The organism is Veillonella sp. KGMB01456 (assembly GCF_023051165.1).
Taxonomy (GTDB): Bacteria; Bacillota; Negativicutes; order Veillonellales; family Veillonellaceae; genus Veillonella_A.
Genome location: NZ_JALKIG010000003.1, coordinates 41213 through 67351, shown reverse-complemented (window position 1 = coordinate 67351; position 26139 = coordinate 41213). Strand labels below are relative to the sequence as shown.

Below are 26139 nucleotides of genomic sequence, written 5' to 3'. Positions count from 1 at the left end.
GCTACGACCATAGGCTTGAAATTTTCTTTTTAAAAACTTCAAACAAGCTCATTTTCTTAGGCTGTGCCGGTTCTTCTTTCTCTTCTGCCGATTCATCTGTTACTGCTTTAATTTCAGCAGCTGTTTCCTCAGCAACTTCTTTCGCTTTATCTACTACTTCTTCCGTTTTATCTTCTACAGTTGCCACTACTTCTTCAACTTTATCTGTTACAGCTTCTACTAAGTCCTCAGCTTTTTCTGCCACCGCTTCAGCTTTGTCGGTTGCGGCATCTGCCACTGCTTCAGCTTTATCTGATACGGCATCTGCCACTGCTTCAGCTTTGTCTGATGCGGCATGTGTCACTGCTTCAGCTTTGTCGGTTACAGAATCAACTATATCTTCCGCTTTAGCCGCTGCCGTTTCAGCCGTAGATTTGGCTGCTTCAACAGCTACTTTCGCCGAAGATGCTACCGGTGCGGTCATCTCGGTTTTAACCGCCTCAACCATGGATTTTGCTTCAACCGCACTGTCCTCAGAGGCTTCATCTGCCACATCGCTGACAGCCGGAACAGCACCAACTTTAGCGCCATTGCCAACCAATTCATTTTGGGTAGCCACATCGCTATGGACCGACACAGAGTCTCGATTTACTTCTAAAGTCTCAACTTCAACGCGTTCGCCTTCTACAATTCTGTCTACCATAGGCTCAGCTGTAGCGGCTTCGGCTACGGCCGCAGTCACTGCTGCTTCAACCTTCGTATTGGCCGTTGGCGTTATTTCTTTTGCTATTTCCTCAGCCGCTTGTAATTGATACCAACGGTCCAGCAATTTTTCTTCCGGCCAAACTTCGGATGTTTCAATGTATTCAAGGAGCGGTACCATCATGGTATCCACTGCATCATCACAGAATTCATGTAATGTACCATCCTGTGCCCAGCTCATAAGCTTAATGCTGTGAGGCAGAATGGTTGCTAATTGTTCTACCTGTAACGTCGCCAAAGCTTCTTCAACGGCTACGGCTACTTCACTGCGGCCTACGTTATTTAAAATTAAAGCATAGTTGAACTGACGTTCTTCGTGACAAAGCTGCATAACGCGCTGCACCGCACGAAGCGATACCCACATAGGTTCCGCTACGAGCAATAATTGATCAGCGGCTTTGAAAACGGCTTCATTGCCGCGACCGATACCGGCCGGCGCATCAATAATGACGAAATCATAACTTTCCGCCAGTTTTTTTATAAGTTTCGCATAACCTTTGCGCCCCACATCTTCCCAGCGGCGAGTCTGAGTTGCCGGTAAAAAGTCAAAATCGTCCGTTAACGGTATAATAGCACTGTCCTGATTGCAGTTATCTTTCCAAATATCTACAGCATCAAAAAAGATATCATTTTCTTTGCCAATGACTAAGTCTAAATCACGCATCCCAAAATCGGCATCGGTAATTAACACGCGATGACCTCGACGATTTAAAGCAGCACCAATATACGCTGTCATTGTAGTTTTACCAACGCCGCCCTTACCGGACATAATAGCTATAACCTTTCCCATAGCAACTCCTTTCCTTTCTCACTACCATAACCCACTACACAATCAATCTCAAACATACCTATAGCAGTAAAAAATTCAGAAAATAAACACATAACAAATACTAAAATTATTAACACTTAACAGATACTAAAACTTAACCGTTAAACTTGAATAACTAAACAATGTTTTAACGTTGTTGCGGTCCTGTTACCGCTGTATTCGATGAATTATCACCGCCTGCAGCGGTTGAACCGTTTGCTGTATTACCGGTATTAGTTGAAGTAGTTCCTAGAGAATTATTATTTGCTGCACTATTAGTATTGACACCGGTTGACGAACCATTCCCATTAGTACCGTTTTTATTATCAGTACCGGCACCATTAATATGGAAATATTCAGCTAGTACGTCTCTAACAATCGGACCGGCCGAGCCGGCACCAAAACTACCTTGTTCTACCAAAGCAACTACAACAATACGCGGTTTATCATATGGTGCATAGGCTACAAACCAACCATGGTCACGGCCGGTGGAGTTTTCCGCCGTACCGGTTTTACCGGCGATTTCAATAGGCCACCCTTTAAAGAGCGCACCTGCTGTACCGCCTTCGGCTGTTACGTCGCGCAATGCATTACGGATTAAATCCATAACTGTTTTTGAAACTTGTAATACGCCCATTTTTTTAGGTCCGAAAATTTCTGCCGGTGTACCGTCGCTATTATCGATACGACTTACTACATATGGTTGGTAACGAATACCACCATTAGCTACTTCCGACATCATCATAGCCATCTGAATTGGCGTTACCAAGGTAAAGGACTGACCGATGGCCGCATCGAAGGTTTCCCCTAAATACCAGTCTTGATCAAATACTTTACGCTTGTATTCCGGACTTGCCAAGTTACCGCTGGATTCACCATAGAGCTTAATGCCCGTTTTTTCACCCAACCCAAACAACTTCGCAAAACGGTCCAGTTCTTCAATGCCTACACGATTACCCATTTCATAGAAATAAACGTTATCCGATTTGGCCAAGGCTGTATTAAAATCAAGCCAGCCTAAAGCTTCACCTTCGGCATTTCGCTTGTCGATTAACCAGTGACGACCACTATCGAATATCATCTCGTTAGGCGTTACTTTTTTTAGTTCCAATGCAGCTGCACCGGTAATAATTTTAAATGGTGAGCCCGGTGGATATTCACCGGAAATAACTTTATTATCAAACGGATGATTTGGGTCGTTATTAAGTTGATTCCATTGTGCCGATGTAATACCACGGGCAAACCAGTTCGGATTGAAACCCGGTGCACTTACCATGGCGAGAATAGCCCCCGTATTCGGGTCCATAGCTACAACCGCCGCACCTTGGGCCGGAATGCCTTGAGAACGGAGTGACGCCAATTGATCGGCTACCGCTTTTTCAGCCGCTTTTTGTAACGGTAAATCAATGGTCAAATGAATGTCTCGCCCCGGAATAGTGTCCTTACGGCCCACTTCCGCCACGGGGCGACCGGTAGCATCTACTTCTACCTGCTTACCGCCGTCGATGCCACGCAATACATCATCATACATTTTTTCAAGACCGGAGCGTCCTAAAATAGTGCCCGGTCCTACCGGTGTTTCTGGATTTTCCGCTTTAAGCTCATTCAATTCATCTTCGCTGACTTCACCTACATAACCGAAGAGTTGTGATGCCAAAGAATCATATGGATAGTATCTCAATGGCTCTACATCAATGGTTACGCCCGGCAATTCATGGCGATGTTCTTCAATCATAGTTACGCGGTCCATCGTAATGTCCGTGGCCAAGCGAATCGGCTCATAGCCGCCCTTATGGGCTGCAATTTTACTTTGAATCACGTCCGGCTTAATATTAAGCATTGTGGCCAAACGGTTGAGTTCGCCCGGATCGATATCCTGCCCGGTTGGTACAATGGATACCGTATAAGCTGGCCGTGAACCGGCTACAATCTGACCGTTACGATCATACATGACCCCGCGCGCCGCCGTTACCGACACCATGCGCAGGCGATTGCCTTCCGCCTTGGTGTGGTAATATTCGCCATCCATAATCTGCAGATAAAATAAGCGAATAATAAGAATAACAAATATAGCGCTGACTATATACATTAAGGCATCAAAACGGCCTTTTTTATTCTTTTTATATAATGCTTCAAGCACGCCGATGCCTCCTTAATTGACTACCAAATATATTCGTCTTTCTCCTCCATGTTCCATAAAATTTCATGAATCATAATGCCCAAGAGCCCGTTGAGCCACCAAACAGGCCAAATATGATGCCATAAATACGAACCTACGAGAATATCTTCACGCCCCAACCAGAGCATACCAATGCGGAAAATAATATCCGCCAAAGTACCTACGGAAACCCACGCAAAGGTAATATACCACTGCTCTTCGTATACGCTGAATGACCAGATGCTCACAATGTAAGCAACGGCGATATATGGGAATAAGTGAAGTCCAAAAGAATTCGAGATCAAAATATCATGGACTAAACCGCCTGTAATAGCGGCCATAAGGCCGATACGACGGCCTTTGAGCAAAGATAATACAATAACCCAAACCAGAATCAAATTCGGTATCCACCCTTGCCTAAAGAGCATGGGCAATACATCGGCTTGAATCAAAAAGGTAAATATACCCATGAGTATGTATATTAGAGTTCTCATTGCTGCGTCGCTCCTTTTACCCCTTCAACTTGGTCACGCTGTGTTTGCGGTACCAATTTTGGAGTTAAGCTTGGCTTATCCAATTCGCCTTCGCGAGAGCGCATAATAACGAATACTTCTTCTACATTGCGTAAATCGGCCGATAATTGTACGACCGCGTTTTTAACAAAACCTTCCGAATCATTATCAATTCGCGTTACATGACCAACCAAGAGACCTTTCGGGTAAATCCCGCCGTAGCCGGAGGTAATCAAGGTATCGCCATTCAATACGTCGCCATCGCGAGCCACGTTAACCAATAAAGGCTCATCCGGATTGCTACCGTTACCTTTAACAATTGACGCTACACGCGATTCTGGACGCTGTACGATAACGCCGATAGCCGTACGCGGATCAAGTATGGTCTGTACGCGAGCTGAATGAGTATATACGTCGCTGATAAAACCAACTACCCCACCGGGAATCACAACTGGCATATTCGGTTCCAAACCGTCTTCACTACCGCGATCAATAGTAAAGGTATTGGTCCAAGTCCCCACATCGCGGGTCACCACAGTCGCCGCCATCATATCAAATTGAGGATGATTGTTCTGAAAAGACAATAACTGACGTAAACGCATGTTTTCAGCTACTACTTCATCATAGTTTGTTACGCGTTGCAGTAATTGTGCATTTTCTTCACGAATAGCGTCTATTTCTTTAGTACCATTAATAGCTGTATCAATAACGGCAATGCCGGTATGAATGGATCCTAAAAATCGCGAAGCGCCATAAGTAAACGGTGTTGTTACTCGCTCCAACGGTACCGTTACATACGGAATAGCAGTTCGTTGTTTCCACGCATAGCCTAAGAGCGCTAAAAATACGCAGCATAATCCTACTACGACTATTAACCGTCGTTCTGATGAAAACATTACGCCCTTCCTTTCCGATTTTTCGATGCAATAATAAAACGATCCATCCGTGCAAATTCTTTGGACGCTTGGCCCAAACCAACCGCCACCGCATACCCCGGTTCCGGCGGTACCTGCACAGGAATCCCCAATTCTTCACTAATGCGCTGACCAAGGCCTTCCATAAGTGCCGTAGCACCGGTTAAAGTCATACCGCGCTCCATAATATCCGCTGCCAATTCAGGTGGCGTCTGTTCCACAACGGATTTAATTTCATCTACAATCCGTTGTAATGTGTCCTGCATAACCTGGTAAACTTCCGATTTACGAATAATAATTCGTTTCATCAGACCATTGGCAATATCGCGCCCCATGAAAGAAACTTCCAATTCTTCCTGTGGCGGCAAGGCCGTTCCCAGTTCCATTTTAATACCTTCCACCGTTTCTACAGCGACCATTACGGAATAGGTATTTTTAATATATTGTAATATAGCTTCATTAAAATCATGACCGCCAATACGTGCGGAGTGAGCAATAACCTTGCCCCCTAAGGACATAACGCCGATATCAGTGGTACCGCCGCCAATATCTACAGCCATACTGCCACATGCTTCAAATACCGGCAAATTACAGCCTAAAGCAGCCGCCACCGGTGCTTCCACCAAGTACGCTTCGCGCGCTCCGGCCTGAATAATAGCGTCCGTCATGGCTCGTTTTTCCACATCTGTAATACCGCAAGGCACGGCCATAATAACACGCGTACGACCTACGGTACGAGACGCCTTACTCATGAAGTGGCGCAACATAGTGAGCATAACACGATAATCTACAATAAAACCGTCGCGCAACGGGCGAAGTTCATCCAGCATGTCAGGGGTTCTAAGCAAAAGTCGTTCCGCATCGGCACCAACAGCTACGATACCTTCCTGTTTCGTATCGGTAGCCACCAGTGACGGTTCGGACAATACGACCCCGCGCCCCTGCACATGTACATGGGTATTCACGGTTCCAATATCTATGCCTAAATCTCGTCCTAAGGACGAAAAAATACGAATCATATGTTTAGTCTCCTTACTTTACTCATCCCTATATTATACTATCGGCAGTAAGGATAAATCAACCAAATCGGCGCTTGTTCTCTAATTATCACGCCCTATTCATACTGCTGTATTTTTGTAAAAACAGGCCCGGCAAACATAAATCTCATCGCCAAAAATTCATTTTCAAATCTTCCTTTTTATACTCAGCCTGTCCCTTTATTATAGCATTTACCGTGAATTCGTTTAGACAATTTTTTCTATAAAAGAGCTTTTTAGCAAAGAATGCAGCAATTTTCATCAGCCATTTTCGCAAAGCCTTCTGTAACCTATAATAGTCCCTTCTCACAGAGACTGGTATAGCGGCCATCACCGATAACTACATGATCCAGCACGGGAATGCCCATCAGCTTGCCCGCTTTAATAAACAGTTTCGTAATACCGATATCTTCAGAACTGGGTTCCGGATCACCGGATGGATGGTTATGAATTAAAATGAGGCTCGCCGCATTGGCCTGCATAGCTTGACGAAACACGGTACGCTGCTCTGCCAAACTACCGGTTAAACCGCCGATTGAGATGGTTTCCACATCAATTAATTTATTTTTACAAGTTAAAAAGGCGGCACAGAAATGCTCTTCTTTTTCATAACGCAAGCGCTCCATAATATAGGATGCCACCGCTTTAGGGCTACTGAAATCTTCAAAATGCTCCTTCACTCGCAGCTGACCGAGACGACGCCCCAATTCAATGGCCGCACAAACGGTAACCGCCTTATCGCGACCGATGCCCTTAATCTTTTGTAAAGCACCTACGGTCGTATCATTCAGTCCATACGCGCCATGACTTACTGTATCAAGGACTTCTTTGGCCAAATCCAATACGGATGACCCCTGTCGTCCCGTTCTGAGTAAAATCGCCAATAACTCAACCGTGCTTACGCCGGCGGCTCCCAAAGTTAAAAATTTTTCACGTGGTTTCTGCCATGGCTGCCATTCTCTGACAACGCCTGTATATGTCTTAATCATATGTCCCCCTAAATCACTAACCCAACTCACTAACCTAAATTACCAAGCTAATTCACTAACCTAATTCACGCTGTTAGTCCGGCGCCCCCATGCGCCGTAAATATCGCGCTACCACTTCCACCGGAAGGCCAACCACATTCGTATAAGAACCTTCAATGCGCTCTACTAAATAAGCCCCCTTCCCCTGTATGCCATAAGCACCGGCTTTATCGAGTGGTTCACCGGTAGCCACATACGCTTTTATTTCCGCATCACTAAGCGAGTAAAAAAGAACCTTTGTTACGACGTGAAACACCTCTTGCTTAATTAACTCCTTGTCTCCATCGTAATAACAAAGCGCCACCCCGGTCACCACTTCGTGTGTATCACCAGACAATTCACGGAGCATCTGAACGGCCTCTTTTTCATTAGCCGGTTTGCCCAACACATGGCCCTTATGAGCCACAATCGTATCGGAACCAATAACCACATAAGTTTTATCGACCCCGGTCTCCGGAACCAACGCCGCCAAGGCCTTCCCCAAAGCCTGCGCTTCCACCAATTCATAGGGACTCTCAAACTCCTCATTATGCTCTTCATAGGTGCTCGTCACAACTTCAAATTCAATGTGTAATTGTTCCAATAAATCACGGCGCCGCGGCGACGCCGATGCCAAATATATTTTCATCAGTTATGTTTACCCCCGAATATGCCGTAAACTACAACGCGCAGTACCTCGAAAGGTACTGCGCGAGCATATCATCATTAGATTTTACAATCGTCAATCAGACTATTATATTACCAGTTTTTCATCACAAGACTTGCAGTAATACGTTTAGTATCACGAGCAATCATGATTTCTTCGTTAGTAGGAACTACGAAGATTTTAACTTTGGAACCTTCTACGCTGATTTCAGTTTCTTTACCGCGTACGTTGTTGCGTTCACGATCAAGACGAGTTCCGAGGTATTCAAGACCGTTACAAATAGCGTCACGGTTACCAATACCGTTTTCACCGATACCGGCTGTGAATACGATTACGTCTACGCCGCCCATAACAGCTGCATAAGCACCGATTGTGGAGCGAACTTTGTAGTGGAACATATCAAGTGCCAACTGAGCACGTTTGTTGCCTTCTTCAGCCGCTTCTTCGATTACGCGGAAGTCGTTGGACACACCGGAAATACCGAATACACCGGATTTCTTGTTCATGATGGCGTCGATTTCATGGTATGTCATATCCCATTTATCCATCAAGAAAGGAACGATAGCAGGGTCGATATCGCCGCAACGAGTACCCATAATCAAACCGGACAATGGCGTGAAGCCCATGGAAGTATCGATGGAACGACCGGCTTTAATAGCAGCCACACTGGAACCGTTACCAAGGTGACAAGAAATGATGCGCAAATCACTCATGTGTTTGCCCATTAATTCAGCTACGCGCTGAGCCACGTATTTATGGCTGGTGCCGTGGAAGCCGTAACGACGAACACCGAGTTCAGTGTATGCTTCGTATGGCAAACCGTAAAGGAATGCTTCAGCAGGCATAGTCTGATGGAAAGCCGTATCAAATACAGCTACCTGAGGTACTTTTGGCATGATAGCTTCGCAAGCTTCGATACCTTGGATGTTTGGTGGGTTATGAAGCGGTGCAATTTTAGCACATTCTTCTAAAGCTTCCATAACGGCCGGTGTAATCAACACGGAGTCAGCAAACTTTTCAGCACCATGAACCACACGATGACCAACTGCATCAATTTCATCCATGGAAGAAATTACGCCGAATTCTGCATCAATCAAGATGTCGAGCAAAATTTTAAGCGCTTGTTTGTGGTCCAAAATTGGTTCTACGCGTTCCAACTTTTCAGCATCCGGACGTTTGTGAGTGAAGATAGCATCTTCCGCACCGATTTTTTCAAATTGTCCTTTAGCTAATACCGCTTCATTGTCCATGTCAATGAGTTGGTATTTTAAAGAAGAACTACCACAGTTTACTACTAAAACATTCATTACTTATCCCTCTTTCTTAGTAATTTGAATTTTTCCTACCACAAGGTCAGAAATCTGAGCTCCCATTGTGCTGTCAACAGGATACTGATAGGTTATATTCCACAATACACCTTTATCGGCAAATGTGTATTGAAAGAAACGAATTTGGATTTTGTTAGCTACCAGTGTAGCTGACGAGATAAAGGCTTGAACACCGTCTACCGTTTTCATCTCATCCGACCATGTCAAATTGTTGCCGAAGCTTTTTTCATAAAAAGCTTTAGATTCAGCACCATAAGCCGCTGCTGTCGGCAAAGGTTGACCCGCTTTCGGGGAGATGGCTTCAATGGAAACCAGGAAGTTTTTATCGGCCCCTAAATACGTCGTTACAGGATACCCCAACGCATTTTTGGTCGTATTAGGCTGAACACCTATATCGTAAGGCAAGGCAACGGTAATTTCCGAGTTGCCGCTCTTAATTACTTTATGACCGAAACTATAAGAATCCAATGCATTATCACTGCCACAGCCGCTAATCGCAAGCATCAGCAAAGCCATGCAAAAAACAGTGAACCATTTCTTCATAATATCCCTCGATTCAAAACGTCTGTACAAGTAAAGCGTACGTTTAAATTATACCATTCTTTGCAATTACTTGCACGCCTCTTTTTAGACATATTCACTATTATTTTTATTCATATGTATATTTACTGTAATTTTATTGTAAAAATTAAGTTTTTTCAAAAAAATTGCCTCTCTACAACTGAAAATACGCCCTCTCATTCTGTGCTATAATGAAATAAATAACACGTAAATTTTCAAAGGAGTAACATTATGAATTGTATCGGAATCATTGCCGAATATAACCCCTTTCACAAAGGGCACGAACATCAACTGAAAGAATTGGCAAAACGCTATCCCGATGCACTGCGTCTTGTTGTTATGAGCGGTTCCTTCGTGCAACGCGGCGAACCGGCTCTTTTTGATAAATTCACCAGGGCCCGTTGGGCTCTATTAAACGGCGCTCACGCTGTCATCGAACTTCCTACGGTGTACGCTACGGCCAACGCCGAACGGTTTGCCGCCGGCGGGGTCAGATTATTGCACCGATTAGGAGCTCGCGCCCTCGCTTTCGGCACCGAAACGGAAGATGCCTCTTTATTACAAAAAATCGCCCGCCTTAGCCTGAGCAGTACCGTACAAACGGCCTGCCGTGAAGCGCTGAAAAAGGGTGAATTTTACGGTACCGCTTTACGCCAAGCTATTATTACTGAATGTCCGGATGCGGCGGCTATCGTCAATCAACCAAACGCCTTGCTTGGTCTCGAATATACCAAAGCCATTCATCAATATGGCTTAGCGATGAATATCATCCCCATTTTGCGGGAAGGTGAACATCATAGTGACAAACTCGCAAGTAACTGGCCATCCGGCACAGCCTTGCGCCGCCAAATCAGAAATCTCGACGCGCTCACCGATTTTCCTTCAACGGATAACGTATCCCCCTATATTTCAGCTAATTTACAAGGCGAATATAAAGAGTCTGTCGAATCGGGCGCTTATTCTGATTTAGCCAGATACTATGACCTCGTGCTCTATGAAAGCCGAAAACAAGGGGCCGCTCAATTAGAGGCATTAGCCGATTTTAAAGAAGGTCTCCACCAAATTTGGACTTCGGTCAGTCAAAAAGCATCTTGGCCGGAAGCGCGTGAGCAATTAAAATCGAAGCGTTATTCCTATGCCCGCCTTGATCGCATGGCTTCTTATACGGTCCTTGGCATTACTAGGGAATTACAAAATGAAGCTCACACAGAAGGGCCGCAATATGCACGCCTCCTTGGTTTTACCGATGAAGCCAGACCTTGGCTGCAACGTAAAGAGTTTACGGTGCCCCTCATCCAGAAGTGGGCTCCTTTTATAAATACGGCCTCCGGCCTCACCGCTGAATTAGCTGCACTGGACCAACGAGCTACAGATATTCAAAAGCTGTGCCTAACCAATCCAATCAAACGACAAGGCGGCGAAGATTTCTACTTTACGCCTTGGTATATAAAAAAATAAGTGTTTCATAGTTCTATATTGCTGCTATGACGTTAAGAAATATACATACCAAAAGGACATTGCCAAAATAAGGCAATGTCCTTTTATTTGCCATCAACCGAAGCTTCCTGCTATTATCATATTTTCAATCTTACGAAATAGTAACGCTATCTTCCCCGTCCTGCTCTTTAACATTTACGCGCACGGTTTCCATATGAGATGTAGGAATATTTTTCCCCACATAATCGGCGCGAATCGGCAATTCGCGGTGTCCTCGGTCAACGAGTACGGCTAATTGAATAGCCCGCGGTCTGCCCACTTCCATTAAGGCATTAAGGGCGGAACGAATGGTTCGCCCCGTATAGAGAACATCATCTACCAAAATAACCAGTTTCCCCGTCGTATCTAACGTGAACGGCGGCCCTTCTTTGCCCTTGGTCGTTCTGTCATCACGGTACATAGCCACGTTGATAGTTGCCACATCAATATGCACGCCTTCGATAGCTTCAATCTGAGCTTGTAAACGCTCCGCTAAATAAATGCCGCGCCGTTCAATGCCTAAAATGAGTGCATGTTCCAGGCCTTTATTACGTTCTAAAATTTCATGGCTAATGCGGCGAATGGCCCGCATCATAGCCTGTTCATCCATTAGAATTCGTTTTTCCTGCATAGCTGACTCCTTATACATTATGAGTTTTAGCATAGTCTAAGCAAGCTAAAAAGTCCTCCGGTAACGGCGCTTCAAAATACATATCCTGTCCCGAAATAGGGTGTTTCAAGGCTAAACTGAAGGAATGTAAGGCTTGCCCTTCAATAGGAAAATCCATCTTACGATAGCCGTAGAACGGATCGTTGACCACCGGATGGCCGATATGAGCAAAATGAACACGAATCTGATGTGTCCGGCCTGTTTCCAGTACACATTGAACCAAGGTATGTTTGCCGAATCGTTCTACAACCGTGAAATGTGTAATCGCTTCCTTACTGTTTTCAAACACAACGGCCATTTTCATTCTGTCTTTCGGATGACGTCCGATAGGCGCCTTAATCGTGCCTCGTTCTTCCACAATATTGCCGTGTACCAATGCATAATAGGTACGCGTTGCCGAATGGGCTTTTACCTGTTCAGCCAAACCGATGTGAGCCAAATCATTCTTCGCTGCCATCATGACGCCCGATGTATCTTTATCGAGTCGATGAACGATGCCCGGACGAATTTCACCATTAATTCCCGATAAATCCTTACAATGGAATAATAAAGCATTTACCAGTGTGCCCGTATAATTACCTACCGCCGGATGCACTACCATACCACGCGGTTTATTGATGATAATAATATCGTGATCTTCATAGAGGATGTCGAGAGGAATATCTTCCGGTTTTACTTCAACCGCTTGCGGCTTCGGCACGGCCACAAAAATCTTTGAACCGGCCGTAAGCTTTAAATTACTTTTGGCCGCTTTTTGATTAACCGTGACAGCCCCGCTTTTAATCAATTGTTGTACATAACTGCGAGACCCTTCCATAATCGATGTTAAATATACATCTAGTCGTTCCCCTTCTTTATCGTCCGGAACGGTTAAGGTAATCGTCTTATCAATTCCTGCATTACCGTCCACTGCTTCCATCGTATCCAAAGATTCATCCATATATTGCAAAGATTCATCCATAGTATGTAAAGTATCTGATTTCATTACTTACCTCCTTCATGCGGTGTTCGCCAAACATGAATTGCCAATAGCACCACACCGACACAAATCCCGATATCGGCTACATTAAAAATGGGCCATATACGAAAATCAAAGAAGTCCACTACGGCGCCCAAGTGATATCGGTCCCAGCCATTGCCCAGAGCACCGCTAACCAATAAGGCGGTCCCCAGTTTTGTAAAAACATCGCCGTTTAAAATATATCGGCGAAAATACCATAACGCACCGAGTAAGACAACGACTATAGCCAAGAAAAAAAGTCGCTGATTCGCCAATATGCCAAAGGCTGCGCCTTTATTTAAAATATATGTCAAATGAAAGACATTAGGTATGACCGGTAGGGATTCCCCCAGCAAGAACGATGCCTGCACCCATTGCTTTGTCAATTGATCTAATACGAACCATGCAATACCAATTATAATATACACTCTATCCATCCTTTATCAGTTTATAGTCTAGCCAGTTTATTCTAAAATGCCTGTATTCCATATCATTAGGGCATTTCCTTTACTATGTATTATGACATAAAACGCTCGGTTTGGTCTACTCTATATAAAAAAGGGCAAGAAAAAAAGCCCTCTATCTAGAGGGCTTTGAGCATCCAAGATTATTCAGCTGGATGAATAGTGCCTACAGGGCATACGGATTCGCAAGAACCGCAGTCGATGCAAGTTTCATTGATTTCGTATTTGAGTTCGCCTTCGCTGATAGCGCCTACTGGGCATACAGAAGCACAAGAACCACATTTAATACATTCGTCACCGATCAATCTCATAGTTGGACACCTCCACATAATATACCGGATAATTTCTGAATTATCATTTCTTTAAGGAACTTACCTTAACTTTATATTCTCATTATGGCACGATTTTTCCTTCTTGTCAAACTTATGGAGAATGATTTCTTATTATTTTTACGCAAGTTAAATTGACTTATTTACATAGTAGGAATGCCACTTTACGGGTTATTGATAGACATTTTCAATATACATTTTTAAGTTTTTGTCCAACCATAGGCCCACAGTGCATTCTCATTTAAGATGTGAACCATGCTCAATTTCAAATGACTAGCATTATCAATTACTTTTTGCGTTTACTGTGATCTTTAGGGAATTTAATTTTAGGATTCGGCAACCCTAATTCTTGTGAAGCATCACGAATTTGTTCATTCAGCTCTTCCACAATGGTACGCAATCTTTGTTTACGTTTAAATCGACCATCTACTGTAATTTTACTATTATAAAAAACAGCCGCCCCTATGAGCATTAATGCTAAGCCACCTAAAAACATCGGTTCATAAATACTTGGATGTTCCACCAAATATACCATGACGGTACCGGCAGCAATTAAAATAAAACCAATGAGGGAGATAGCCAGCGGAGGCCGATCCTCCAATTGAATTAGCTTACGCCATTCCTCTAAACGGGCGGCTCGTTCATCAATCAGTTCCTTACGTCTTTTGGTTAATTCTTCATGATTCATCTTAGCGACTGCCCTCCTCTTCCGTATGTGCTGTATCAGTCGACTCTTCAGACGCGCCTGATAGTTTCTTAAAATATTCTTCTACCGACTCATCATGCATTACAGCATCACGTCTTGCATAAGAATATAACATGACATCGGCTTGCGGTGCACAGATTCTATTCGGCACAAAGCGATCGAATGCCTCAAAAAAAGCCGGATCGGCTTTTAACAATACACGACCATTTTTAATCTTCTTACCGTTAACAATGGAATATATTAACGCCCAAATAGGACGATTATCTACCGTTGAACATTTCCGATATTTATAACGCAAACGGAATTTGCTGATGAATTCGGTCTTATGAGCATACACCCCATCGATCATATTGTACGGAATTTCCATCTTTTTAGTGTAAAACAGGATTTTCTCGACAATAACCAATTTATCTCCAGTTAATAGATATGTATATTGTGCAACAGCGGACTTTAAAATGACAAATAAAGCCACCACTTCAACAAATAATTCATCTAAGATAATAATGCCCTTGGCAATACTTCTGGATATGGTCCAGCCCATAGCAATCAATAATAAAATACAGAAGAAGGCTATAACAAAAGCAGCCGTTATACTACGTTTTGATTCAGCCTTTCCAAAAATCTTCATAATCATAAACTCCCATAAAAATACCGTTCAATAAAATAAAAAATGTTGAAGCAGCACGTAAAGCGCACCGCCTCAACATTAATTATAAAGTATTTTTTAGTATTATCTCAACTAAAGTTACTTTCTGACCGGTAATTATTTACCAGGGAAGAAAGGCCATACCATTGGAATGATCAAGATACTTACGATGAAGCATACAACGATCAATGGAACACCGGCTTTAACATAGTCCATGAATTTGTATTGACCAGGGCCAAGTACCAATGTGTTTGGAGGCGTACCAACAGGTGTACCAAAAGCACAAGATGCAGCAACGCCGATAGCCATTAATACGGCATGAGGGTCAGCACCCATACCTTTTGCAATTGCGATGCCGATAGGACCAAGCAATGCACAAGATGCGGTATTGGACATGAACTGAGTCATAACGCAAGATAATAAGAACAATACTGCTGTTGCGAAGTAAGGGCTAGGATCGGAACCCATAACGCCAAGTACTGAGTCAGCGATTAATTGACCGGCACCGGATTTATCCATAGCACCTGCTACAGGCATCATACCTGCGAACAAGAAGATGGTTACCCAGTCAATCGAAGTGTAAGCTTGTTTTTCTTCCAAGCAACCGGTAAGTACACAAGCTAAAGCGCCCATAACGGCTACCAAGCTCAATGGTAAGTTAATACCAATGGATTTCAATGGATCGCCTAAGATCATCAATACGATAACTGTTAAAAGAATTAAACCGGAGTATAATTGTTTCTTAGGATCGTTAGAAATATCTTCAGCAGCTACTTCTTGTTCAACATCACCAACATCGGTAATCTGATGTTTAGGTAAGAAGTGTTTACCGATGAACATCATGAAAGCGATAGTGGCAACAGTCAAAGGAATACCAATCCAAGCAAATTCAAAGAAACCGAATGGTTCAATACCGGCTTTGGATAAGGCACCGTTAACGATAATGTTTGGAGGTGTACCAACCATTGTGATAATACCACCGATACCGGCAGCGAATGCTAATGGCATTAACTGACGGCTGGCAGGAATTTTAGCAACCGCACAGATACCAACTACTACCGGTAATAAAGCAGCAGCTGTACCGGTGTTAGACAAGAATGCGGACATGACGGCTGTAACAGCCATGATTGCGAACATCAAGCCGTTTTCACTGGTACCGGCTTTGGATACTACGGTTTCCCCAATTTTCTGGGCTAAACCGGTGTAGAATAAAGCACCGCCTACAACGAACATACCGGCGAATAATACTACTGTACTATCGGATAAGCCGGAAAAAGCTTCTTTACTACTAATGATACCCATCAATGCTAAAGCAATGGCACCACCCAAGGAGGTAATAGCAAGTGGGATAATTTCAGTTACAAAGAAAACCGCCATAACAGCGAGTACGATCAACGTTTGTACTGCAGCATCCATGTAAAGTCATCTCCTTTTAATACATCAATATTCACTAAACGTATTAATAGGACCCTTATTTCAGGAAGTGAACTTCGATTATTCAATTATATCTTTTCAACTATCCGATTACATATAATCAGAATATCCTACCTCATACTAAGGACTATAAATGATACAGACCAAAGACAACCGCCCCGATGGCAACAGCCATGCCTGTTGTTATAAAAATGCCCTCCTTAGTATTGGGATAGCCAAAAAATAAGAGTTCACTAATAACACCCCGTCGATTAAAGAAGGAATACTTTTTACGACGTTGGAACCATTGAGCTTTACGCTCAGGTCCGATAATTAAGGCTACAACTAAAAAGACAATAAGTGCCCACGCGAAAGAAATTAAAATTTTCAATTCTATGGAGAACAAGTCTAAATCACCTCTACATTAAATTATAAATGCAATACGATTTATCGATACTAATCTGTAATATCCCCAAAGAATACTTCGAGCAGAACCTATTGTCAAAGTATCTCTTCACATTACTGTAAATCGACAAGTAAAAAGCTAACCTTGGGGGGGAGAATCCCCCCAAGCCAGCATTTCAATATTTAATTACTTAGCACCCAACATGGCAAGCATAGTACCGGCTGCAACTGCAGTACCGATAACGCCGGCTACGTTAGGACCCATAGCATGCATCAACAAGAAGTTGGCAGGGTTTGCTTTAGCACCTACTACCTGAGATACACGAGCTGCCATTGGAACCGCGGATACACCGGCGGAACCAATGAGTGGGTTTGTTTTACCGCCATCCAACATGTACATGATTTTACCGAACAATACGCCACCGGCTGTACCGAAGATGAACGCAACTAAACCTAAGATGATAATCTTAATGGTTTCAATTGTTAAGAAGTGTTCAGCATTCATAGTAAGACCGGTACCTGTTGCCAAGAAGATGGTAACGGTATTGATCAAAGCGTTTTGAGAAGTATCGGATAAACGTTCAGTTACACCGGATTCACGGAACAAGTTACCTAACATCAACATACCTAACAAGGAAGTGATGGATGGTAATAACAAGGAAATGAAGATAGTGGAAAGGATTGGGAATGCAATTCTTTCAAAACGAGAAACTTCACGAAGCTGTTCCATAACAACTTCACGTTCCTTCTGCGTTGTTAACAACTTCATTACCGGTGGTTGGATTAATGGTACTAAGGACATATAAGAATAGGCCGCTACGGCGATAGCACCGAGTAATTCTGGTGCCAATTTAGTAGCCAAGTAAATGGATGTAGGACCATCAGCACCACCAATAATACCAATTGCAGCTGCCTGTGGTGCAGTGAAACCAATCACCATAGCACCGGCTAACGCAACGAAAACACCGATTTGAGCTGCTGCCCCTAAGAACAATGTTTTAGGGTTAGCAATTAAAGGACCGAAGTCAGTCATCGCACCTACACCTAAGAAGATAAGTGGAGGGAAGATTTCATTAGCAACCCCGGCGCTGATAAGGGCCATAACCCCTTCTTCAAAACCATTGCGAGGAATGTTGGCGAGTATACAACCAAATGCGATTGGCGAGAGCAATAATGGTTCAAATTCTTTAGCAAATGCCATGTATAATAATAGTAAACCTACTAAAATCATAACAGCATTACCCCAGTTGAAGTTGACGAACCCACTGTCTGTCCAAACTGAAGAGACCGCTACGATAAATGCATCCATGTGTGATCTCCTTTCTCAGAGAACTTAATTACTGATATAATCAACAATTCACTACAAATATTTTATTAGCCTAAAACTACCATGTCTTCGCCGGTAGCTACAGTCTGGTTAGCGGATACGCGAACTTCAGATACAGTAGCGTCCTGTGGAGCGTAGATTTCGTTCTGCATTTTCATAGCTTCAAGAACTAATAAAAGGTCGCCTTTTTTAACTGCTTGGCCAGCTGAAACGGCAACAGATAAAATTTTACCAGGCATTGGAGCTTTAACTGTAGTTGCACCAGCTGCTACAGGAGCTGCTGCTTTAGGAGCTGGAGCTGCTGCAGGTGCTGGAGCCGGAGCTGCTTTAGGTGCAGGAGCTGCTGCTGGAGCTGGAGCTGCGCCGCCAGCTTTTACTTCATTAACTTCAACATCATATACAGTACCATTTACAGTTACGCTAAATTTTTTCATTTTGTTATCCTCCAAACATATAAACTTCAATGCTAATTGCTAATTCTTCATCACAATATTACAATTAACGACTCATGCGCAAACGTCCGTCCAATTTCCAATTATAAATATTTACACTTGGACGAATACTGGCAATCTGATTAACCGAGTAACCCATAGCACTAATAGCGCTGGCAATTACTGCAACTACTTCATCATTGACTTTGTTGCTACCGGTTTTAGATTCCGTCTTGCTCATGTTTACACCTCCTAGATTACGTTTGACTAGTATCTACCACTTAGTCTGCCATCTAGTGTCCAGTTACGGCTGGTTGTAGCCGGACGAATTGATGCAATTTGATCTGACGAGTAACCCATAGCCACGATGGCTCCCGTAATAGCGGCTACTACAGGTTCATCATTAGCTACCACTGGCGCTGCTGCAGTCACAGGAGCAGCTGCTGGCGCTACGCTTTTGGCCGGTTCACTAGGCTTTTTTTTTGTAGGGTCAAGTTTATGAGTAATGACCATGATTGCACCTAATACAACCAACACGGCAAATACGACAGTCATATTGATTGCCATAAATAGCCACGGGTTCATAGCACTTTCGTTTCCTCCCATAATAAATTCCTCTTTCTATCTAACAATAAAGAATAAGAATTTTGATACTCCAAATCAAAACTAAGTTTTACATTCTAAAAATTACAATGGAATGTTACCATGTTTTTTAGCTGCGCGAGATTCGCTCTTACTTGCAAGCATAGCGAGTGCATTAATAATTGCAGGACGAGTAACCTTAGGTTCGATTACAGCGTCAACGAAACCGCGTTCAGCTGCTTTGTATGGTGTAGCAAATTCTTCAACATATTTGGCAGTTTTTTCATCTTTGTCTGCATCTTTACGGAAGATGATATTAGCTGCACCTGCAGGACCCATAACTGCGATTTCAGATGTAGGCCATGCATATACTTGATCGGCACCGAGGTCTTGAGAACACATAGCGAGATAAGAACCACCGTATGCTTTTCGAGTAATAACTGTAATCTTAGGTACTGTAGCTTCGGAATAAGCGTATAACATTTTCGCACCATGACGAATGATACCGCCCCATTCTTGGTTAGTACCAGGCAAGAAACCAGGAACGTCTACGAAGTTAACGATTGGAATATTGAATGCATCACAGAAGCGGATAAAGCGAGAAGATTTATCGGATGCATTAATATCGAGACAACCTGCCATTACTTTTGGCTGGTTAGCAATAATACCTACGCTTTGGCCGTTGAAACGAGCGAAGCATGTAATAATATTAGTTGCATAGAAAGGTTGAACTTCATAGTATTCACCATTATCTACAACAGCAGAGATTACGTCTAACATATTATAAGGCATATTGCTGTTGTCTGGCAATAATGTGTTAAGTTCTTCAGAAATACGGTTTGGATCATCGCCGGTATCAACGAGCGGTACATCTTCCATATTGTTGCTTGGTAAGAAGCTTAACAAGTAACGAATCTGTTGGATGCAATCATCTTCGTCTTCAGCAGCAAAGTGAGCAACACCGGATACACTGTTGTGTGCCATAGCACCACCAAGTGCTTCTGCCGTTACATCTTCAGCCGTTACCGATTTAATTACAGCCGGGCCGGTGATGAACATTTGGGAAGTGTTCTTAACCATGTAGATGAAGTCAGTCAATGCAGGAGAATAAACTGCACCGCCTGCGCATGGTCCCATGATTACGGAAATCTGAGGGATAACACCGGATGCGTTGGTATTTTCGAAGAAGATTTTACCATAGCCTGCCAATGCGTCAACAGCTTCCTGAATACGAGCTCCGCCGGAATCGTTAATACCGATAATAGGAGCGCCCATTTTCATGGCTAAACGTTGTACTTTAACGATTTTAGCAGCATGCATTTCACCTAAGGAGCCACCTTCTACTGTGAAGTCTTGAGCGAAAGCATACACTAAACGACCGTCGATAGTACCCCAACCGGTTACTACACCTTCACCAGGTAATTCTTTTTTGTCTTGACCGAAGTTTACACAACGATGTTTAACAAATTGATCCAATTCAACGAAGCTACCTTCGTCAAATAACTTAGCGATACGTTCGCGGGCAGTCATTTTGCCTTTGTTGTGCTGGGATTCAATACGTTTTTCCCCGCCGCCAAGTTTCACAACTTCTAACTTTTTGTGTAACAACTCAATCTTTTCTTGGACTGTTGCCATCACTACACCTCCATAGAGTTTTATATAAATAAATTATATATCTTATATTACTTCATTCTCTGGCAAAGTTCAAGAAGAACGCCACCAGTTGCTTTTGGATGAATGAAAGCAATAGCAGATCCGCCTGCACCGTAGCGAGGTTTTTCGTCGATCATGCGAACGCCTTTTTCCATTAAATCAGCGATTGCAGCTTCGATGTTGTCTACACGTAAAGCAACGTGTTGGATACCGTTACGGCCACCATTTTTTTCGATAAATTTGCCAATAGGGCCATCAGGAGTAGTGGATTCCAAGAATTCCAATTCAGCGTCGCCACATGGGAAGAAGCTTACTTTTACTTTTTGTTCTTCTACTACTTCATCTTCAGGAAGATGTTCAATACCTAATGTGTTTTTGTAGAATTCTTTAGTTGCTGCTAAATCACTAACACCAATACCGATGTGATCTACGTTTAATACTTTAAATGCCATGGTTAAAATCTCCTTTGCATTTGATAGGCCTTAGAAGGCTGGTATCATTAAATTTTTAAAACATCTGCCAAGACTTTGTTGACCACTGTATATGGGTCATTTTGACGCTGGTTAACAGCGTCAACTTGGCTATTAAAGTCGTCACTCGCTACCACTACATCGGCAACACGACGTCCGATTTGTTCATTAATCATCGCGATAATTTCATTTCTTGTTCTATCCTGACGGCGAACAGTTAATTCGTCGCTGTCTTCCAAGAATTCAAAATGTTCATCCAACGCTTCGACTAATTCATCAACACCTTCGTCTTTGCTCGCAATGGTACGTTTAATAGGAGGACGCCATTTAACCTCACGGGAGTCTAAGTCGAGCATCATTTCAATTTCAACGTTCAGTTTATCACAGCCATCGCGGTCAGCTTTGTTAATGGCGAATACATCGCCGATTTCCAAAATACCGGCCTTAATAGCTTGGATATCATCACCGAGACCCGGTACAAGTACAACCAAAACGCTATCGGCATTTTTGACGATATCGACTTCTGATTGACCAACACCTACGGTTTCAATAATAACAAGATCCATACCGAACGCATCCATCAGCTTAACTGCATCAGATGTTTTCTTAGATAATCCGCCTAAGCTGCCACGAGTACCCATACTGCGAATGAATACATTTTCGTTTAACGTCAAATCATTCATTCGAATACGGTCACCCAAGATGGCACCACCGGAGAACGGACTGGTCGGATCCACCGCAACGATACCGATTTTTTTACCTTGCTGTAAGTATTGTTTAACAATTTTATCAGTCAAGGTACTCTTACCGGCGCCGGGAGCCCCGGTAACACCTAAAATACGAGCATGACCCGTTTTAGGATAAATCGCTTTCATAATGTCGATTGCTTCATCATATTCACTTTCGACTGCAGTGATGGCTCTCGCCAAGGCCAGTCGGGAACCGTTTAATAGTTCTTTGACTAAATCCATTGGTTGCACCGCCTTCTTATATAGTGACAGGCCCAGACTTGTAAAAATCCGAGCCTGTTACTAAAAAACATCTTATTTTACGTTAGCTTTGATAAATTCGATTACGTCGCCTGTAGGAGTGCCAGGAGTAAATACTGCTGCAACGCCTGCTTCTTTAAGACCAGGGATATCAGCATCAGGAATTACGCCGCCGCCTACTACAAGAACGTCGCCCATACCTTTTTCTTTTAACATTTCAACGATTTTAGGGAATAATGTGTTGTGAGCACCGGAAAGAAGGCTCAATGCAACAACATTAACATCTTCCTGTTCAGCTGCTGCAACAATTTGTTCCGGCGTCTGACGAAGACCAGTATAAATTACTTCAAAACCAGCATCGCGAAGTGCGCGAGCTACAACTTTAGCACCACGGTCATGACCGTCAAGACCTGGTTTTGCTACTAATACACGAATACGTTTTTCTGCCATGATAGATTACCTCCGAACTAATCGTTACGCTAATTATACTTGAGAATTATAACGTGGAGTGAGCTTGGTATTCGCCGAATACTTCACGTAATACGTTACAAATTTCGCCTAATGTTGCATAAGTACGAACTGCATCAAGAATTAATGGCATAAGGTTAACATTTTCATCTTTTGCCCCTTCTTTAAGTGCTGTCAATGCTTTTTCAACTGCAGCGTTGTCGCGTTCTGCACGAACTTGCTGAGTTTTCTTAGCCTGGTTAACACCTACGGAAGCGTCTACGCGAAGAAGACCTTCAACAGGTTTTTCTTCAACCTGGAATTTGTTAACGCCTACGATAGTGCGGAGACCGGATTCAACTTCCATCTGCCATTTGTAAGCGGATTCCTGAATTTCTTTCTGGATGTAACCTTTTTCAATAGCAACTACAGCGCCGCCCATTTCGTCGATTTTCTTAATGTATTCAGCAGCTTCATCATAAATTGCATTAGTCATAGCTTCTACATAGTAGGAACCGCCCAATGGGTCAATTACGTCAGCTAAGCCGGATTCATAAGCAACGATCTGTTGAGTACGAAGAGCAACCTGTACGGAAGCTTCTGTAGGAAGAGCCAAAGCTTCGTCACGGGAGTTAGTATGTAAGGACTGAGTACCACCCATTACAGCAGCGGCAGTCTGTAAAGCTACACGAACGATGTTGTTATCAACTTGTTGTGCAGTCAACATGGAACCGGCAGTCTGAGTATGTACACGAAGCATCATGGATTTAGCTTTTTTAGCGCCAAAACGTTCTTTCATGATGTGAGCCCATAAACGACGGGACGCACGGAATTTAGCAACTTCTTCAAGTACGTTGTTATGAGCATTCCAGAAGAAGGATAAACGACCAGCGAAAGCATCAACGTCTAAGCCGGCTTTCAAAGCAGCTTCTACGTAAGCAATACCGTCAGCGATTGTGAATGCGATTTCCTGTGCAGCAGTGGAACCGGCTTCACGAATATGGTAACCGGAAATGGAGATTGTGTTCCATTTTGGTACATTCTGAGAGCAATATTCGAAAATATTGGTAATCAAGCGCATGGATGGTTTTGGTGGGAAAATGTAAGTACCACGAGCGGCATATTCTTTAAGAATATCGTTCTGGATAGTACCCATCAAAGCGGATGCAGGTACGCCCTGTTTTTCAGCTACTGCAATGTACATAGCAAGAAGAACGGATGCAGGAGCATTGATTGTCATGGAAGTGGAAACTTTACCGAGGTCAATGCCGTCGAACAAGATTTCCATATCTTTCAAGGAGTCAATTGCTACCCCTACTTTACCAACTTCGCCTTCAGCCATAGCGTCATCGGAGTCATAACCGATCTGAGTTGGCAAGTCAAATGCACAGCTAAGGCCGGTAGCACCGGATTCGATAAGGTAACGATAACGTTTGTTAGATTCTTCAGCAGTTGCGAAACCGGCATACATACGCATTGTCCAGAAACGGCCACGGTACATTGTAGGTTGTACACCACGAGTGTAAGGATATTCACCAGGGAATCCTAAATCTCTTTCGTAGTCGAAACCTTCGATGTCAAGTGGAGTGTATAAACGATTGTACTTCAAGTTTTTACGTTCTGGGAATTTAGCAATCTTTTCTGCAACTTCTGCCTCGTATTTGGCGAGATTAGCTTTTAGAGCTTCGTTAGCCATAATTTTCATCATCCTCCTAAATATACCTTTACTTCTTCATGCTTCCAGTTTCTTGGAAACGTTTATGCCAAGAAAGAGCTTCGTCGAGCAAAATCGGTGTATGGGCGTGTTTTGTCGCTACAATGGCTCTTTCGAGGTAATCTTCTAACATTGGTTTGTAATCCGGATGTGCACAGTTTTTAATGATTAAGCGAGCACGTTCTTCAGGTGACAAACCACGGCAGTCAGCCACACCTTGTTCAGTACAGAATACCATTACATCGTGTTCTGTATGGTCAATGTGCGAGCACATTGGAACAACGGAGCTGATAGCACCATCTTTCGCTACCGAATTAGTACAGAAGATGGAGATATATGCGTTACGAGCGAAGTCGCCGGAACCGCCGATACCGTTCATCATCTTGCTACCCATGATATGAGTGGAGTTTACATTACCAAAAATATCAAATTCAATAGCTGTATTCATAGCAATAACGCCGAGGCGTCGAGCTAATTCAGGACTATTGGAAAGTTCTTGCGGACGAAGAATAATTTTCTTCGAGTACAAATCAACGTTGTCATAGAAACGTTTTAAGCCGTCCGGAGATGGCGATAATGCCGTACCGGAACATACTTCAACTTTACCGGCATCAATAAGGTCAAACATGCCATCTTGAATTACTTCGGTAAAGATTGAAAGGTTAGTGAACGGACCTTGTGCCAAACCACTGATAACAGCATTTGCTACCGAACCTACACCGGATTGTAACGGCAATAAATTCTTAGGTAAACGGCCATGTTTAATTTCATTCTGGAAGAATTCGATTAAATGTTGGCTCATTGCTTTAGCATCATCATCAATAGCTGCCAAAGGACGAGTTTTATCGGTAATATCGCAAGGTACGATAGCTACGATTTTTTCAGGATCACATGGGATATAAGGAGTACCCACACGGTTACCAGGGCCTGTAATAGGCAATGGTTGACGATATGGAGGATCCAATGGTTCGTAGATATCATGCATACCTACTAAACTCATAGGTTGCGATACATTGACTTCAACAATAACTTTCTTAGCTTTATGAATGTAGGTAGGTGTGTTACCAACCGATGTGGAAGGAATAATACCACCGTCTTCACGGATGCATACAGCTTCTACGATGGCTACATCGCAGTCGCCGAAGAAACCATAGCGAACATTCTGAGCTACATGGCTGAGATGCATATCATTATAACGTACTTTCGCAGCGTTCAATGCTTTACGCATATCACCATTTGTCTGGTAAGGGAAACGACGGGCAATCCCATTAACTCGAACTAAAGCACCGTCAGCTTCATCACCAACTGAAGCGCCTGTCCACAAGTCAATTTGAAATGGATCGCTTTCCATTCGTTTAGCTAAGGCCAAAGGAACTGCTTTCGGATAACCGGATGGGGTAAAACCACTAATACCCACATGGTCGCCCGGGTTGATCAACAAAGCTGCTTCTTCAGCTGTAACGATTTTAGCTTGAAGAGCACTGCCTTGTACGCGATCGAGGATGTTAATCATCACTACCATCTCCTTTAAAAAGTTTGAATGACATTAAATTGTACTTCCGCATTCCAACACTAATACATATTCGACAAAAGTTTAAAATATCCTCTTTTTTTGTGAATATTTTTTTATTTTTATTCACAGTTTACCGTATCGAAAATCTTCTCTTTCATCGACATAATTAGA

The 26139-nt window shown here is 43.2% G+C and carries 28 protein-coding genes; 1 reads left to right on the top strand and 27 read right to left on the bottom strand.

Features of this window, described 5'->3' with window-relative positions; all coding sequences use genetic code 11:
• Position 1: 1 nt before the first annotated feature.
• From MXE28_RS01475 to MXE28_RS01435, 9 genes are all read right to left on the bottom strand, one after another.
• Positions 2–1531 carry an AAA family ATPase gene (locus MXE28_RS01475; RefSeq protein WP_226973981.1) on the bottom strand — a complete coding sequence of 510 codons (1530 nt, stop codon included), beginning with the start codon at positions 1529–1531 and terminating at the stop codon, positions 2–4.
• A 166-nt stretch (positions 1532–1697) separates the two neighbouring features.
• The gene (gene mrdA, locus MXE28_RS01470; RefSeq protein WP_021841681.1) at positions 1698–3689 is read right to left on the bottom strand and encodes a penicillin-binding protein 2; all 1992 of its coding nucleotides are present in this window, start codon (positions 3687–3689) and stop codon (positions 1698–1700) included.
• A 20-nt stretch (positions 3690–3709) separates the two neighbouring features.
• Positions 3710–4201, bottom strand: coding sequence for a rod shape-determining protein MreD (gene mreD, locus MXE28_RS01465; protein ID WP_021841682.1), 492 nt, complete (start codon positions 4199–4201; stop codon positions 3710–3712).
• A complete protein-coding gene (mreC, locus tag MXE28_RS01460; protein ID WP_021841683.1) occupies positions 4198–5115 on the bottom strand; it encodes a rod shape-determining protein MreC in 918 nt (305 codons plus the stop codon). Before mreC ends, mreD begins: the two co-directional genes overlap by 4 nt.
• Entirely contained in the window at positions 5115–6152 is a 1038-nt protein-coding gene (locus MXE28_RS01455; protein WP_021841684.1) for a rod shape-determining protein, read from the bottom strand. The genes mreC and MXE28_RS01455 overlap by 1 nt, the downstream gene beginning before the upstream one ends.
• A 308-nt stretch (positions 6153–6460) precedes the next feature.
• Entirely contained in the window at positions 6461–7159 is a 699-nt protein-coding gene (gene radC, locus MXE28_RS01450; protein WP_127058765.1) for a DNA repair protein RadC, read from the bottom strand.
• 73 nt (positions 7160–7232) lie between these two features.
• The gene (locus MXE28_RS01445; protein ID WP_348644749.1) at positions 7233–7829 is read right to left on the bottom strand and encodes a Maf family protein; all 597 of its coding nucleotides are present in this window, start codon (positions 7827–7829) and stop codon (positions 7233–7235) included.
• Positions 7830–7936: 107 nt separating this feature from the next.
• Positions 7937–9151, bottom strand: coding sequence for an acetate kinase (locus tag MXE28_RS01440; RefSeq protein ID WP_127058763.1), 1215 nt, complete (start codon positions 9149–9151; stop codon positions 7937–7939).
• A gap of 3 nt (positions 9152–9154) precedes the next feature.
• Positions 9155–9715, bottom strand: a complete 561-nt coding sequence (locus tag MXE28_RS01435) for a hypothetical protein (RefSeq protein ID WP_021841687.1) — start codon at positions 9713–9715, stop codon at positions 9155–9157.
• 249 nt (positions 9716–9964) lie between these two features.
• On the opposite strand from MXE28_RS01435, the gene MXE28_RS01430 reads away from it, so the two are divergent.
• On the top strand, positions 9965–11191 hold the full coding sequence (locus MXE28_RS01430) for a nucleotidyltransferase family protein (RefSeq protein ID WP_021841688.1): 1227 nt from the start codon (positions 9965–9967) through the stop codon (positions 11189–11191).
• 130 nt (positions 11192–11321) lie between these two features.
• On the opposite strand, the gene pyrR is transcribed toward MXE28_RS01430, so the two are convergent.
• The 18 genes from pyrR to MXE28_RS01340 all read right to left on the bottom strand — a co-directional run bounded on the left by pyrR (position 11322) and on the right by MXE28_RS01340 (position 25968).
• Complete coding sequence (gene pyrR / locus MXE28_RS01425; protein ID WP_021841689.1) at positions 11322–11840, bottom strand: bifunctional pyr operon transcriptional regulator/uracil phosphoribosyltransferase PyrR; 519 nt, start codon at positions 11838–11840, stop codon at positions 11322–11324.
• A gap of 10 nt (positions 11841–11850) precedes the next feature.
• Positions 11851–12798 (bottom strand): RluA family pseudouridine synthase, encoded by a 948-nt coding sequence (locus tag MXE28_RS01420; protein WP_156704671.1) that lies wholly within the window; start codon positions 12796–12798, stop codon positions 11851–11853.
• 65 nt (positions 12799–12863) lie between these two features.
• Positions 12864–13307 carry a signal peptidase II gene (lspA, locus tag MXE28_RS01415; protein ID WP_021841691.1) on the bottom strand — a complete coding sequence of 148 codons (444 nt, stop codon included), beginning with the start codon at positions 13305–13307 and terminating at the stop codon, positions 12864–12866.
• Between the two features lie 179 nt (positions 13308–13486).
• Positions 13487–13654: a 4Fe-4S binding protein gene (locus MXE28_RS01410; RefSeq protein WP_021841692.1), complete on the bottom strand. Its 168-nt coding sequence runs from the start codon at positions 13652–13654 to the stop codon at positions 13487–13489.
• Positions 13655–13958: 304 nt separating this feature from the next.
• The gene (locus MXE28_RS01405) at positions 13959–14360 is read right to left on the bottom strand and encodes a hypothetical protein (protein WP_021841693.1); all 402 of its coding nucleotides are present in this window, start codon (positions 14358–14360) and stop codon (positions 13959–13961) included.
• A gap of 1 nt (position 14361) precedes the next feature.
• Positions 14362–15006, bottom strand: a complete 645-nt coding sequence (locus MXE28_RS01400) for a hypothetical protein (RefSeq protein WP_021841694.1) — start codon at positions 15004–15006, stop codon at positions 14362–14364.
• A gap of 135 nt (positions 15007–15141) precedes the next feature.
• Positions 15142–16440: an SLC13 family permease gene (locus MXE28_RS01395; protein ID WP_247239730.1), complete on the bottom strand. Its 1299-nt coding sequence runs from the start codon at positions 16438–16440 to the stop codon at positions 15142–15144.
• Between the two features lie 145 nt (positions 16441–16585).
• A complete protein-coding gene (locus MXE28_RS01390) occupies positions 16586–16843 on the bottom strand; it encodes a hypothetical protein (protein ID WP_021841696.1) in 258 nt (85 codons plus the stop codon).
• A 186-nt stretch (positions 16844–17029) separates the two neighbouring features.
• On the bottom strand, positions 17030–18151 hold the full coding sequence (locus tag MXE28_RS01385; RefSeq protein ID WP_021841697.1) for a sodium ion-translocating decarboxylase subunit beta: 1122 nt from the start codon (positions 18149–18151) through the stop codon (positions 17030–17032).
• A 65-nt stretch (positions 18152–18216) separates the two neighbouring features.
• On the bottom strand, positions 18217–18603 hold the full coding sequence (locus tag MXE28_RS01380; RefSeq protein ID WP_021841698.1) for a biotin/lipoyl-containing protein: 387 nt from the start codon (positions 18601–18603) through the stop codon (positions 18217–18219).
• 64 nt (positions 18604–18667) lie between these two features.
• The gene (locus tag MXE28_RS01375) at positions 18668–18841 is read right to left on the bottom strand and encodes a hypothetical protein (RefSeq protein ID WP_021841699.1); all 174 of its coding nucleotides are present in this window, start codon (positions 18839–18841) and stop codon (positions 18668–18670) included.
• A 26-nt stretch (positions 18842–18867) separates the two neighbouring features.
• Positions 18868–19206 carry an OadG family protein gene (locus MXE28_RS01370; protein ID WP_247239729.1) on the bottom strand — a complete coding sequence of 113 codons (339 nt, stop codon included), beginning with the start codon at positions 19204–19206 and terminating at the stop codon, positions 18868–18870.
• Positions 19207–19287: 81 nt separating this feature from the next.
• A complete protein-coding gene (locus MXE28_RS01365) occupies positions 19288–20817 on the bottom strand; it encodes a carboxyl transferase domain-containing protein (RefSeq protein ID WP_021841701.1) in 1530 nt (509 codons plus the stop codon).
• A 47-nt stretch (positions 20818–20864) separates the two neighbouring features.
• Positions 20865–21287, bottom strand: coding sequence for a methylmalonyl-CoA epimerase (mce, locus tag MXE28_RS01360; protein WP_021841702.1), 423 nt, complete (start codon positions 21285–21287; stop codon positions 20865–20867).
• Between the two features lie 47 nt (positions 21288–21334).
• Entirely contained in the window at positions 21335–22276 is a 942-nt protein-coding gene (meaB, locus tag MXE28_RS01355) for a methylmalonyl Co-A mutase-associated GTPase MeaB (protein ID WP_021841703.1), read from the bottom strand.
• A gap of 72 nt (positions 22277–22348) precedes the next feature.
• Positions 22349–22744 (bottom strand): cobalamin B12-binding domain-containing protein, encoded by a 396-nt coding sequence (locus MXE28_RS01350; RefSeq protein ID WP_021841704.1) that lies wholly within the window; start codon positions 22742–22744, stop codon positions 22349–22351.
• A 46-nt stretch (positions 22745–22790) separates the two neighbouring features.
• Positions 22791–24437, bottom strand: coding sequence for a methylmalonyl-CoA mutase family protein (locus MXE28_RS01345; RefSeq protein WP_021841705.1), 1647 nt, complete (start codon positions 24435–24437; stop codon positions 22791–22793).
• A gap of 28 nt (positions 24438–24465) precedes the next feature.
• Positions 24466–25968, bottom strand: a complete 1503-nt coding sequence (locus MXE28_RS01340; RefSeq protein WP_021841706.1) for an acetyl-CoA hydrolase/transferase family protein — start codon at positions 25966–25968, stop codon at positions 24466–24468.
• Positions 25969–26139: the final 171 nt, after the last annotated feature.